The sequence below is a fragment of the Cellvibrio sp. genome (assembly GCF_039207905.1).
Lineage (GTDB): Bacteria > Pseudomonadota > Gammaproteobacteria > Pseudomonadales > Cellvibrionaceae > Cellvibrio.
Genome location: NZ_JBCECX010000011.1, coordinates 1,774 through 15,956 on the forward strand (window position 1 = coordinate 1,774; position 14,183 = coordinate 15,956).

At 48.7% G+C, this 14,183-nt stretch carries 11 protein-coding genes; all 11 read right to left on the minus strand.

All coding sequences use genetic code 11. The features are described 5' to 3' along the window. On the minus strand, positions 1–1,713 hold a 1,713-nt coding region (alaS, locus tag AAGC78_RS08290; RefSeq protein ID WP_435783594.1), incomplete at its 3' end, for an alanine--tRNA ligase. Positions 1,714–1,768: 55 nt separating this feature from the next. Next, on the minus strand, positions 1,769–1,963 hold the full coding sequence (locus AAGC78_RS08295; RefSeq protein ID WP_435783595.1) for a Trm112 family protein: 195 nt from the start codon (positions 1,961–1,963) through the stop codon (positions 1,769–1,771). A gap of 89 nt (positions 1,964–2,052) precedes the next feature. Beyond that, positions 2,053–3,885, minus strand: a complete 1,833-nt coding sequence (locus AAGC78_RS08300; protein ID WP_435783596.1) for a C13 family peptidase — start codon at positions 3,883–3,885, stop codon at positions 2,053–2,055. Positions 3,886–3,933: 48 nt separating this feature from the next. Then, on the minus strand, positions 3,934–4,749 hold the full coding sequence (locus tag AAGC78_RS08305; RefSeq protein WP_435783597.1) for a M23 family metallopeptidase: 816 nt from the start codon (positions 4,747–4,749) through the stop codon (positions 3,934–3,936). A gap of 79 nt (positions 4,750–4,828) precedes the next feature. Beyond that, positions 4,829–6,274 carry a pyruvate kinase gene (gene pyk / locus AAGC78_RS08310; RefSeq protein WP_435783598.1) on the minus strand — a complete coding sequence of 482 codons (1,446 nt, stop codon included), beginning with the start codon at positions 6,272–6,274 and terminating at the stop codon, positions 4,829–4,831. Positions 6,275–6,288: 14 nt separating this feature from the next. Further along, positions 6,289–7,296, minus strand: coding sequence for a type I glyceraldehyde-3-phosphate dehydrogenase (gene gap, locus AAGC78_RS08315; RefSeq protein WP_435783599.1), 1,008 nt, complete (start codon positions 7,294–7,296; stop codon positions 6,289–6,291). Positions 7,297–7,405: 109 nt separating this feature from the next. Next, entirely contained in the window at positions 7,406–8,041 is a 636-nt protein-coding gene (gene eda / locus AAGC78_RS08320; RefSeq protein ID WP_435783600.1) for a bifunctional 4-hydroxy-2-oxoglutarate aldolase/2-dehydro-3-deoxy-phosphogluconate aldolase, read from the minus strand. 82 nt (positions 8,042–8,123) lie between these two features. Next, the gene (pgl, locus tag AAGC78_RS08325; protein WP_435783601.1) at positions 8,124–8,834 is read right to left on the minus strand and encodes a 6-phosphogluconolactonase; all 711 of its coding nucleotides are present in this window, start codon (positions 8,832–8,834) and stop codon (positions 8,124–8,126) included. Further along, positions 8,828–10,315, minus strand: a complete 1,488-nt coding sequence (zwf, locus tag AAGC78_RS08330) for a glucose-6-phosphate dehydrogenase (RefSeq protein ID WP_435783602.1) — start codon at positions 10,313–10,315, stop codon at positions 8,828–8,830. The genes pgl and zwf overlap by 7 nt, the downstream gene beginning before the upstream one ends. Positions 10,316–10,412: 97 nt before the next feature. Next, complete coding sequence (edd, locus tag AAGC78_RS08335) at positions 10,413–12,239, minus strand: phosphogluconate dehydratase (protein ID WP_435783603.1); 1,827 nt, start codon at positions 12,237–12,239, stop codon at positions 10,413–10,415. A gap of 136 nt (positions 12,240–12,375) precedes the next feature. Further along, positions 12,376–14,037 carry a glucose-6-phosphate isomerase gene (gene pgi / locus AAGC78_RS08340; RefSeq protein ID WP_435783604.1) on the minus strand — a complete coding sequence of 554 codons (1,662 nt, stop codon included), beginning with the start codon at positions 14,035–14,037 and terminating at the stop codon, positions 12,376–12,378. Positions 14,038–14,183 lie beyond the last annotated feature (146 nt).

The following is a 14,183-nucleotide window of genomic DNA, read 5'->3' on the forward strand; positions in this document are numbered from 1 at the left end:
GCGCAGTGCAGCGTGCATCAAGTGAGTAGCAGAATGGTTTAACGCGGTCGCTTGACGCACATTAGCATCAACTTTAGAAGAAACAGTATCGCCAACAGAAATTGCACCCTGAAGAACACGGACAACATGCAAGCTAGATGCGCCTTGCTTCTGGCAATCACGCACCTCAAGACGATTCGCGCCCAGCTCGATATATCCGCAGTCGCCAGCTTGACCACCAGACTCAGCGTAGAAAGGGGTGCGATCCAGAACCACAGCACCATCTTCACCTTCAACCAAGCGCTCTACTTTTTTGCCATCTTTAACCAGAGCAAGCACTTTGCCCTGCTCTGCCAATGAGCTGTAGCCAAGAAACTCGCTAGCAGGCAATTCAAGACCGGCCGCATTGTAATCAACCTTAAAGCTGCCAGCTGCGCGAGCACGGGCACGCTGCTCCGCCATTGCCGCATCATAACCTTCCTGATCAATTGTCAGGCCGCGCTCACGCGCGATATCAGCGGTTAAATCGACCGGGAAACCGTAGGTATCATACAAAGTGAATACCACTTTACCGGGAACTTCAGTGCCCGAAAGCTTGCTCAATGCATCCTCAAGAACGGCGATACCTTTATCGAGGGTCTTTTCAAACTGCTCTTCTTCTTGCAGCAATACGCGTTCGATCTGCGCAAGGTTTTTATGTAACTCGGGATAAGCATCACCCATCACCTCAGCCAAAGACTTTGCCAGCTTGTGGAAGAAAGGTTGTTTTTGACCCAGTTGGTTGCCGTGACGAATCGCGCGGCGAATGATGCGGCGCAACACATAGCCACGCCCCTCATTGGATGGAGCAACGCCATCGCTGATCAGGAAAGAACAGGAACGGATATGATCGGCAATTACACGCAGGGATTTGTTTTCCATATCGCTGGTGCCAGTTGCCGCAGCAGCCGCATTCAATAGATGTTGGAACAAATCGATTTCGTAGTTGGAGTGTACGTGCTGCATAACGGCAGAAATACGTTCCAGCCCCATCCCGGTATCCACCGAAGGTGCAGGTAACGGATGCAAAACGCCATCAGCAGTGCGATTGAACTGCATGAACACGTTATTCCAGATTTCAATATAGCGGTCGCCATCTTCTTCCGGTGAACCCGGTGGGCCGCCCCAGATATCAGCGCCGTGATCGTAGAATATTTCGGTACAAGGGCCGCAAGGACCGGTATCACCCATCGCCCAGAAATTGTCCGATGCGTAAGGGGCGCCCTTATTGTCGCCGATGCGGATGATGCGCTCGACCGGAACACCTACTTCTTTATTCCAGATATCGTAGGCTTCGTCGTCTGATGCATAGACGGTCACCCAGAGTTTTTCTGCAGGAATACGCAATGTTACGGTTAAAAATTCCCACGCGAATTTGATAGCATCATGCTTGAAGTAATCGCCAAAACTGAAGTTGCCCAACATTTCAAAGAAAGTATGGTGGCGCGCAGTGTATCCAACATTTTCGAGATCGTTATGCTTGCCGCCAGCACGAACGCAGCGCTGGGAGCTGGTGGCACGATTGTAAGAACGCTTGTCGCCGCCCAGGAATACATCTTTGAATTGGTTCATGCCCGCATTGGTAAACAACAGGGTCGGGTCATTTTCAGGAACCAACGAACTACTGGCCACTATTGTGTGACCTTTACTTTCAAAGTATTTCAAAAAGGCGTCGCGAATTTCAGCGCTCTTCATAAGGTATCCACTAAATATTCAAATTTCTGCAAGGTTTAAAGAAGGCAACCGTCGGTTAGGCGTGATGCTCTTCTATCTCTTCGGCGCTGAGTTTGCGCGCTTCATGCTCCAGCATCACCGGGATGCCATCGCGGATGGGATAGGCCAAGCCACTTTCCCAACACACCAGCTCCTGTTGTTCAGGGCGATATTCAAGTTCGCCTTTGCTCACAGGGCACACCAAAATACTGAGTAACTTTTTATCTATCATGATCTTAGGTCGTGCTTAGTTAACCGGGGGCGGTATCTTACACTGCCTTTTGCAGCCCTGTCTCTAGAGCTGCGGGGCTATAGGTGCAATTAGGGATTTAAATCACCCGAAAGCCCTGCCGAAGGCTGAGCCTGCCAGCGTTTCACCTGTTTTAACACGCCAGGATTGGTAGCAATTTGCGGATTAGACTTGGTGATTTTTTGCTCTTTCTCCCAGCCTGCCACCAGTTCTTTTGCCTGATAAAAAGCCTGTTCAAAATCCACACCCGGCTTGAGCGATTCCTTAAAGTAAGCCTTGCCAAAATAGGTGAACAAGCTGTCATCGGCGCAACCAAATGATGTTTTATCCGCTGCCGCTGCAGTCATCACCATGGTGTTGGAATCTTTCAGATCATCAATAAAACCGCCGGAATAACATGCTGATAACACTACGACACGGTGCTTGATTCCCGTTTGCTTAAGTAGATCACCCAACCATTTTGCGTCTATGTCTTTAAATGCAAGACCATTGTGATTAAGCGATATGGTTTTGTTTTTTGAACCATGGCTGGTGATATATAAAAAGAAAATATCCTGCTCTTTATCCATTTTTTCTGCGAGGCGTTCGATAGCAGCGCTGATACTGGTGCGCGTTGCCAATGGATGTTGTGCCAGAGAGCGCTGACTATTAGCCAAATAAATAGCAGTCGCGCTATTTCCATATTGCGTATTAAAAAGCTTTTCGATAAAGGTACTCTCGCGATGAAACACTTCTTCAGTGCCGTAACCAGCGACCACCAAACTGTATAATTCTATTTTTTGCGGATCTGAAACTTTCACCGCATCCAGAGCACGCTGCAACTCGCCGGATTCTTTATAGAGTGCATGTTCAGCGACTTCCTCCGGCGAGAAAATTTTTACTGCATCGCCGCCATCCACCAAACGATCATAACGCCAACGACCATCAATACGATTCACACCATCAATAGGTGTTTTATAAATTAATATTCCTTTGCCATCTTTTCTTCCGTAAGAAAATTCCCCTTCGTAGATATCGCCATTACGATCAACTAATTTTCCGTTACCATTGTATTGACCATATTTGAACTCGCCGGAATATTGTTCGCCTTTTTTCGCGATGTAACTACCTTGCCCTTCAAGCTGGCCATCTTGATATTCACCTTCCCACTGATTGCCCTTCTCGTCTGTTTGTACACCCTTACCATTTAGTTGCCAGTTTTTAAATTCGCCGACATAGGTATATCCATCTTCACTTACATAAGTACCAGAGCCAGTAAAGCTATCTGATTGGAACTCACCGCTGTAGCGGTTACCTCTGCCATCATCAAATACACCTTGTCCATGCATCTTTCCTGCAACAAAATCGCCAGTGTATTTTTCACCTGAAACACGACGTAATTCGCCCTTACCCTGAATAACACCATCCACCAGTTGCCCGATATAGACAGACTTATCAGCAAAACTCAGTTTCCCTACACCATGCATTTTATTATTTTCAAAATCCCCCTCGTATGCATTGCCACCGGGATAAATAAGTTTGCCTTTGCCCTGAAATTGATTTGCTACAAACTCACCTTCATAGCGGGTGCCATCTACATACACCACAACACCGCGCCCCTCACTGTAACCACTAACAAAATCGCCTTTGTAATGACCGGAATATTTTGAGGAAAATTTTCCCTTGCCATGCATCAAGCCAGCATGAAACTCACCATCATACTCATCACCATTCGTCCAGGTCATACGTCCCTGCCCTTCAAGCTGTCCTTGAGCATTGAGATCGCCAATATAAGTAGCGCCATTTGCGAAACTTAATGACGGAGAGAATGCGAAGCGCAAATCGCGAAAAGAACCTTGCACCGCGATCAAGGTAAAAATAATACCCGCGACAAAAGCACCTACAACCAAAGAAACTCGTTTCATAAACAGTCCATTACAATTCTGAAAAAAGGATCAACAAAAATTCAATTTTTATTTTGCTGGCATAGGTTCAACAAGCAATTGCGGATCAACCCGCTCTTCAAACCAGTTCATTCTCCAATCCAAATGCGGCCCGGTAGCGCGCCCGGTCTTGCCTACTTTTGCGATAGTTTGTCCTTGGGTTATTGCGTCGCCTTTTTTCACTAGCACTTCACTCAAATGAATAAAAGTCGATGAAAGACCGTGGCCGTGATCGATAATTAATGTCCCACCAGAAAAAAACATATCGGGATGTACCAGCGTCACCACACCACCTGCTGGTGCCTTCACCAAGGTGCCAACAGGTTTGGCGATATCAACGCCATAATGCGGTGAATTGGGTACGCCGTTGTAAAAGCGTTGACTGCCGTATACACCAGTGATGGGGCCGATTAGCGGCCATTCAAATTTCTGCGCAAAAAAAGTCAGCGGCAAATCGCCTTTACGTGCATCTGCCGACATTTGCGCTTCGCGTTTGGCGCGCTCGACCTGCGCTGGATCCGGTTCGACTGTCTGTTGCGGTACACCGGTTACTTTCTGAATGTTGTAGCTACGCTTTTTAACCGCAAACTGATGTTCTTTGCGCTGACCATTGCTGTCAATCGTGATGAAGCTAGCCTTCTGAGCCGCATCGCGCCCGAGACCAATAACAAACTCGCCCGCTGGTGATATTTGCAACTTTTTACCACGGTATTCTACTTGGGTTCCCTGCGGCACCTTACCGAGAATCACTGCCCCCTGTTGCCATTCGCCTTTCAATTCAAGCGCGGTCGCTGCCATGCTCGATAGCGCGAATAAAATACCAATGACTGACTGAGATAACTTCACATTAGACTCCAGCTGCGGATACTAAATTTTGGACAAAAAAAACGGCAGACTAGCTGCCGTTTTTTTTGATTTTTTACGCTTAGGCAGTTTGATCGCCAACACGCAAAATCTTCATAGTGTTGGTACCACCCAGTAGGGTTGTATCACCACTTGATACGATTACGAGATCGCCATCAACCAAAGTACCTTGCGACTTCAACATATCAATTGCACGGACAAAATCATCTGCGCATGGAGCGCTGTTGGTATCGAATGCAATAGGTTGTACACCGCGGTACATTGCCACTTTACGCTGAGTGCTCACATGGCGGGAGAACGCAAAAATAGGTAATTGCGAACCAACACGAGACATCAAGCGTGGAGTACTACCTGATTCGGTAAAGCAAATAATCGCTTTAACACCATCAAGGTGGTTAGCAGTGAACATTGAAGCCAAGGCAATCGACTCATCAACAGTACTGAATGCTTGATCCATACGATAGTTATCAAAACTGGCCGTTGGATGTTTTTCAGCACCGAGAATAATGCGCACCATTGCTTCAACAGTTTCTACCGGGAAACTACCGGCAGCAGTTTCTGCAGACAACATTACCGCATCGGTGCCATCAAGTACGGCGTTAGCAACGTCGAATACTTCTGCACGAGTTGGCAACGGGCTGTTGATCATCGACTCCATCATTTGGGTCGCAGTGATTACCGCTTTGTTCAGTGCACGTGAACGCGCAATGATGCGCTTTTGCACACCGATCAGAGCCGCATCACCAATCTCAACGCCCAAGTCACCGCGTGCAACCATTACCGCGTCGCTGGCGAGAATAATGCCATCCAAAGTTTCGTCATCAGCAACCGCTTCTGCACGCTCAACTTTAGATACCAGACCAGCACGACCACCTGCAGCCAACATAAGTTTGCGCGCAAAGTTCATGTCTTCTGCAGAGCGAGGGAAAGATACCGCAAGGTAATCTACATCGATTTCTGCAGCAGTTTTGATATCAGCGATATCTTTTTCAGTCAGCGCAGGAGCAGTCAGACCACCACCTTGACGGTTGATACCCTTGTTGTTCGACAAGGGACCAGCCACTTTAGTGGTAGTGTAAATACGCGGACCTTCGATCTTATCGACGGTGAGAACAACACGGCCATCATCCAGCAGAAGCACATCGCCAGGCTTACAATCATTTGGCAATTCTTTGTAGTCGATACCCACTTGTTGTTGGTTACCGGCATCGCGCTCAAGTGATGCATCCAACACAAATTTATCACCCACTTTAAGATGGATTTTACCTTCGGCAAAACGTGCAACACGAATTTTTGGCCCTTGCAGATCGCCCAACACCGCAACAAAACGGTTGTGCTTGGCAGCAAGCGCGCGCACGGTTTCTGCACGACGCTTGTGATCTTCTGGTGAACCGTGGGAGAAGTTCAAACGAACCACATCCACACCGGCAAGGATCAATCTTTCCAATACTTCCGGGGACTCGGAAGCAGGGCCTAAAGTACTGACGATTTTAGTACGTCTTAACATGATGGCTGCTTCTCTTATTTGGCTGACATAAGTGCAATGGTGTTATCCAACATACGATTGGAGAAACCCCACTCGTTGTCGTACCAAGCCAATACTTTTACCCACTTGCCGTACACTTTGGTTTGCAGTGAGTCGTAGTTGGAAGAGTGTGGATTGTGATTGAAGTCGATAGAAACCAGCGGCTCATCAACATAAGCCAACACGCCTGGCATTTCTGTTTCAGCAGCTTTTTTCATCGCCGCATTTACAGATTCAACGCTTACGTCTTTTTCTACCAACACGTTCAGGTCAACCAAAGAAACGTTGATGGTTGGAACACGAACAGAAATACCGTCCATTTTGCCTTTCAATTCAGGCAATACCAAACCTACTGCTTTAGCAGCACCGGTAGTGGTTGGGATCATTGATTGAGTAGCTGAGCGCGCACGGTAAATGTCTTTGTGGAACACGTCAGACAACACTTGATCGTTAGTGTATGAGTGAATGGTGGTCATAGAACCTTGCACGATACCGAAGCTATCGTTCAACACTTTGGCAACTGGTGCCAAGCAGTTAGTGGTGCAAGATGCGTTAGAAATAATGGTGTCAGTTGCTTTCAATACTTTGTCGTTCACACCAAATACTACGGTTGCATCAACATCAGTACCTGGGGCAGAAATGATTACTTTCTTCGCGCCAGCAGCCAAATGCAAACCTGCTTTTTCTTTGTTGGTGAAAATACCGGTACATTCGTACACAACATCAACATTCAATTCGCCCCAGGGCAATTTAGCCGGGTCACGCTCAGAAGTAATGCGAATCGCATCGCCGTTAACGAACATGGTATCGCCTTCAAATTTAACAGTACCGTTAAATTGGCCATGCACTGAATCGTATTTGGTCAGGTGAGCATTGAGGTGGGCATCACCCAAATCATTGATACCAACGATCTGGATTTGGCTGCGCTTGCCTGATTCATACAAAGCACGCAGTACATTGCGACCGATACGACCGTAACCGTTAATTGCCACTCTAATAGTCATTACATTCTCCTAAATAAACTGTTCAATAATTCTTTGCTGTAGGGGCGCTTACTTGCTGCGCCCTGCTCTAATGCTTGTTCTATAGGGCGCTGCAAACGGCGCCCCTTGATTAACCGCGTGGCAGACTGGCCGCTTCGCGGGCCAAACGCTCAATCTCATCCCAACGTCCGGCTTTCATTAATTCTTTAGGAGCCATCCAGGTTCCGCCAACACAATGTACGTTTGGCAGAGCCAGATAGCTTGGCGCTTTTGCCAAATCAATTCCGCCAGTTGGACAGAAAGTAATTTGCGGCAACGGGCCAGCAATCGATTTCAGCATAGGTACGCCACCAGCCGCTTCCGCAGGGAAGAACTTCTGATGGGTAAAACCTTGCACATACAGATTCATTGCTTCAGTTGGGGTAGCAACACCAGCCAACAGCGGAACAGGTGATGCTTTAGCCGCTTCGATCAACGCTGGCGTGGTGCCCGGGCTTACCAAAAAGGTTGAGCCGGCTTTCACTGCTTTTTCCAAATCAGCTGGAGTGATGATAGTGCCAGCACCGATAACGGCGTCATCCGGCAAATCTTCTACCATTGCACTGATTGCATCCAACGCACAGGGAGTACGCAGGGTGATTTCCAATACCTTCAAGCCACCGTTGTAAAGCGCTCTGGCCAAAGGCACAGCATCTTCAATACGCTCTACCACCATAACGGGTACGACTGGCGCCACTCTGACAATTTGATCGATAGTTAAAGCCACTGTATATCCCTCGTTGTTCAAAAAAGTTCGACAATTAATTTGCACAAAAACTCACGCAAATCATTCGGAATTCGGTAAAAAATTACGGTGCCCAATAAACAATAACAGGCACTTTTTGCTGTTGTAATACAGCGCGAATCGGCATTTCTTTTACGTCAGTGCCAGCTTGAGCTGCGCGCAACACGGCGAGCTTTTCATCACCAGTAATGAGTAACACCAGCGATTTAGAGCGCAACAAGCCGGCGAGAGTTAAGGTCATACGCTCGGTAATTGCACCGGTAACTTCGCTTTGTTTCGCAATGATTGCAGCACACAATTGTGTAGATTCAGCGTTTAGCGACTCATCCAAACCCTGCGCATGCGGGAACAATGAAGCGGTATGTCCATCAGAACCCATACCCAGAATAGTCACATCAAACGGTTGTGCCAGTTGTTGATAGGCACTTTCGCAATCATCCAAGCCTTCTGCTGCTGTTTCAGCGGAATTTTTCATTCCAACCAAATTAGCAACGGCCGCTTTATTCTGGATTAAATGTTTTACCGTAAATGCTTCGTTGCTTTTGTCGTGCTCAAAATCAACCCAACGCTCATCAACCAAAGCGACGTAAACAGATTCCCAATCAAGATCTGAATTGCTCAGTGCTTTGTACAGCGGTTCCGGCGTACTACCACCGGACACCATAAAACTTGCTTCGCCACGATCTTCAATCGCTTCGCGCAATGATGTCTCACATTCCGCTTGCAGCGCAGCAATCATCTCTGCGCGGCTTTCGAATAAACGTTCAGTTACCATTCCTGATCAGCTCCTGACAGTACTTCGTCAATGGAGAACCAACGGCGGCGGTCACTGGCCAGCATTTGTGCAGATGCCTGTGGACCCCAGCTACCAGCCATATAGCCGTGCGGCTTGTTCTCGGGACGTTGCCAAGCTTCGATAATTGGATCGATCCAAGCCCATGCAGCATCAACTTCAGCGCGATGGATAAACAAACTGGCATCGCCAGCGGCGGCATCCAGCATCAAACGCTTGTAGGCGTCGGAGTAGAAATCTTTGTAGGTATCAGCAAAATTCAGGTTCAGCACAACGGGACGCAAATGAGTCTCGTGCTTCTCCAAATCTTTGGACACCATAATGATCTTGATACTCTCTTCCGGTTGCAGACGGATAATCAGGCGGTTAGGTGTAGATGCACCTGCCGATTCCGGATACACACGGTGCGCAACATCTTTGTATTGGATAACGATTTCGGCAAAACGTTGCTTCATGCGTTTACCGGTGCGCAAATAGAACGGCACGTTGGCCCAACGAGAGTTATCAATGTAAGCGCGGATGGCAACAAACGTCTCGGTGTTACTCGCTTGGCCCAACTCATCCAAATAACCTGGAACTTGTTTACCACCCATTTCACCGGCGACATATTGGCCACGTACGGTGTTGTACTTAACGGTATTGCCGGTCAGCGGACGCAGGTTTTCCAGCACTTTTAATTTTTCAGCGCGGATACGCTCGGCAGTCATTTTGTTTGGTGATTCCATCGCCACCAAACACAGCAACTGGAGAATGTGGTTTTGCACCATATCGCGCAATGCACCAGCGCCGTCATAGAAGCTCGCACGACCTTCAAGGCCTACGGTTTCAGAAATACTGATCTGTACGTGATCGATTGATTTGGCATCCCACAAATGCTCAAACATACCGTTGGCAAAACGCAACGCCAGCAGGTTTTGTACAGTTTCTTTACCGAGGTAATGGTCGATACGGAAAATTGCATCTTCTTTGAAATATTCAGCGATCTGGCTGTTAATTTCTTCCGCTGTTTTAGCGTCGTAACCCAATGGTTTTTCCACCACTACACGCGAGTGATCGGTGATCAAACCAGTCTCGTGCAAATGCTTACAGCAGATGCTGAATACAGACGGCGGAGTAGAGAGATAGAACACGCGCTGGCTGTTGCCACCGCTGTTAAGCAATTGTGCGAGAGCATCCCAGTGCTCATCCTTGGTGCCGATATCAACGAATACGGGGAACAAGCGTTTGGCAAAGTCATCCCAATCGGCAGCGACAAATTCATCCGCGTTCAAGTGCTTTTCAGCGGCTTCACGCACCTTGTCTTTGTATTCGGCAACCATTTGGGTATTGCGGCAGGTCGGAATAATGCGTGAACCGGCAGGCAATGAACCTTCGCGATGGGCGCGATAAAGACCGGGGATCAACTTGCGCAGGGCCAAATCGCCAGCGCCACCAAAGATGACAAAATCAAATGCTTCAAGCATGTGGGGTAATCCTGTTTGTGAATCTAGACAGTGGATTTACTTTTTTTAAAAACGAAGACCCCGAACACAAGTCCGGGGTCCGGGATTTAACGGGTTATTACCAGTTAAATACAGTAGCTCCTTCTTCAGCCAAGCCCACCGTGGCACGCAGTGGCGCAAATAATTCACGCCCCATACCATAGTGAACTGCTGATAAATCACATTGGGCAGGTTGGCGAGAGCTTAGCTCCTCCTCACTGACCAGCAGTTTTAATGTGCCGGATTCAGCATCCAATTCAATCATATCGCCATCGCGGATCAGGCCGATTGGGCCATTATCCAAGGCTTCCGGTGTCATGTGGATCGCAGCGGGAATCTTACCAGAGGCGCCAGACATGCGGCCATCGGTCAACAAAGCCACTTTGAAACCGCGATCTTGCAACACGCCCAGCGGCGGAGTCAGTTTATGCAACTCTGGCATACCGCACGCCTTCGGCCCTTGGAAACGCACAACAGCAATAAAATCTTTCTCCAGATCACCACGTTTGAAGGCGACCTGCAGCTCCTCTTGACTGTGGAACACTATAGCTGGCGCAACTACTTTGCGATGATCCGGTTTAACTGCAGAAATTTTGATCACCGAGCGACCAATATTACCTTTCAACAAGCGCATACCGCCTTCCGGTGCGAAAGGTTTGGCAACTGGACGCAATACTGCATCATCAAGACTCTCGGTCACTGATTCGCGCCACACCACTTCGCCATTCTCCAGGAACGGCTCTTTGGTATAAGCAGCCAAGCCATGTCCGCCCATCACAGTTTTCACATCGTCATGCAGCAGGCCAGCGTTGCGCAGTTCACGCATCAGGAAGCCCATACCACCAACGGCCTGGAAGCGGTTTACGTCAGCCAAACCGTTTGGATAAATACGGCACATAAGCGGGATTATATCCGAAATATCAGACAAATCCTGCCAATTAATCTCTACACCAGCGGCACGCGCAATCGCCACTATATGCATTGCATGGTTGGTTGAACCACCAGTAGCCATCAAACCAACGATACCGTTAACGATGGATTTTTCGGTCACTATGTCCGACAAAGTTACCAATTCATCGCGTGTGATACGCGCCAGCTGATGAACCGATGCACGAGTCAATGCCTCGCGCATTGGAGTGTAAGGGTTGATAAACGTACTGCCCGGCAGATGGATACCCATGATCTCCATCAACATCTGGTTGGTATTGGCAGTGCCGTAGAATGTGCAAGTACCAGCGCTGTGATAAGACGCGCTTTCAGCTGCCAGCAACTCTTTGCGCCCCACTTTACCCTCGGCAAACAATTGGCGCGCCTTGGCTTTTTCAGCATTCGGCAAACCTGGAGTCATTGGGCCCGCAGGGATAAAGATGATCGGTAATTGGCCAAATGACAACGCGCCCATCATCAAACCAGGAACGATCTTGTCGCACACACCAAGGCAGATAGCACCATCAAACATATCGTGCGAGAGGGCAATCGCAGTACTCATCGCGATTACATCGCGGCTGAACAACGACAGCTCCATACCCGGGAAGCCCTGAGTCACACCGTCACACATCGCCGGTACACCACCAGCCATTTGCGCGGTCATACCCATTTCTTTCGCGGCAGCCTTGATCGGCTCCAGATACTCACCGTAAGGAACGTGAGCGGAAAGCATCTCGTTGTAAGAGGAAACCACACCCAGATTAGGTGCCTGACCTTCGGCCAAGGCTTCTTTATCCGATGCGTTACAAGCAGCAAAACCATGGGCAAGGTTGGCACATCCCAGATGATGACGAGCAGGCCCTTTACTGCGGAATTTGTTGACCCGCGCCAGGTAGGCAGCGCGAGAGTCACGGCTGCGGGCGATAATTCGCTCGGTAATTTCAACCAGTCTTGGATCTGTGCTTAATACGTCAGTCATTGGGATACCATTGCTCTTGGGCTGCATCTATCGCAAACGCGGAGGTTTGCACACAATGCGCCGGATGCATTGCCCGGCGCTCTAGTTTGTTTATCTCTGCACTCTTTATGCTTCTGCACTCTACAGCTGCGCGACCTTAGACCGTTTTGGCGCGCTTGTAGAAATCGATCAAATTACGGGTAGAAGCGTCGTGCTTGGGATTGGTCTCTTTGGCCAGATCCAACTCAGGCTGGATACCAGCGGCAAGCACTTTGCCCAACTCAACGCCCCATTGATCGAATGAATGTATACGCCAAATGATACCTTGAACAAAAATTTTGTGCTCATAAAGCGCAATCAAGGCACCCAGCGAGCGCGCATCCACCTTATTCAGCAGGAAGGTATTGGTTGGACGATTGCCGCGATGTACCTTGTGCTCCACGATTTCTTCAATACGCGATGCACTCATACCTTTAGCTGACAGCTCACGACGCACTTGGTCGGCATCAATCCCCAGCATCAACGCTTGGGTTTGGGCAAAAAAGTTAGCCATCAAGGCATCGTGGTGACCTTCAACAGCTACAGTTGGAGCGATAGAGCCGATGAAATCAGCAGGGATAATATCGGTGCCCTGATGCAGCATTTGGTAGAACGCGTGCTGGCCATTGATCCCAACTTCACCCCATACCAGCGGCACACTGCCGTAGCTGACTTGCTCGCCAGCCCAATTCACTGACTTACCATTACTCTCCATCTCCGCCTGCTGCATATACGCAGGGAAACGGTGCAGGCACTGGTCATAAGGCAACAATGCGTGGGCAGGATAGCCAAGGAAATTGCGGTTCCAAATCCCCACCAAAGCCAACAGCACCGGCGCATTTTCAGCCAGAGGTGCGGTTTGGAAATGCTGATCCATTTCATAAGCGCCTTGCAGCAGCTCATCAAACAGCTCGTAGCCAAGGAACAACACAATCGGCAGACCAATCGCCGACCACAGTGAGAAACGGCCGCCGACCCAATCCCACATATCAAAGATGTTTTCTTCTGCAATACCAAAGGCAGTTACCAACTTACGGTTGGTCGACACCGCCACAAAATGCTTGGCGATAGCAGTCTTGTCTCCCGCCGCTGCCATAAACCATTGTTCCGCAGTACGCGCGTTGGTCATGGTCTCTTGCGTGGTAAAGGTCTTGGAGGAGATAACAAACAATGTGGTTTCAGGATTCAAACCTTCCAATACTTCGGCAATCTGTGCGCCGTCGATATTGGATACAAAATGCATGTTGAAGCGTTTATCGCTGTAAGACTTCAGCGCTTCACAGACCATCAATGGCCCGAGATTGGAGCCGCCAATGCCGATACTCACGATGTCGGTAATAGTCTTACCGGTAAAACCAACCCAGCCACCTGAACGCAGCTTCTCGCTCAGTTTACGCATACGCTCAAGTTCGGCATTAATGGCCGGACGAGCGTCAGCGCCATCTATCACGATTGGCTTGGAGGATTTATCGCGCAGGGCAACGTGCATAACAGCACGGTCTTCAGTGGCGTTGATGTGCTCTGCAGCAAACATCTTGCCGCGCCAGCTTTCAACATTGGATTCTTTTGCCAGCGCCAAGAGCGCAGCTTTGGTTTCATCAGTAATTAAATTTTTGGAGTAGTCAAACAGCAGGCTGGATAGTTGTAGCGAGAACTTATCAAAACGTTTGTCGTCAGCGGCGAACAAGTCTTTCAGATGTTGTGACTTCAGTTGGGCCGCATGGGCAGTCAGGGTTTTCCAGGAGGGCAAATCGGTAGGACGCACATCAGGATTAGTCATTTCTACTCCGCAAATAAAATGCGTAGGTGGTATACCTAAACAAAGTGGTTGATTTCTATTCTATTAAACTCGAGCCCGACCCGACTCAGACAACGCTTAAGACAACAAGCAGAAAGGATAAACTTCCTACCAGCTTCAAACTTGTA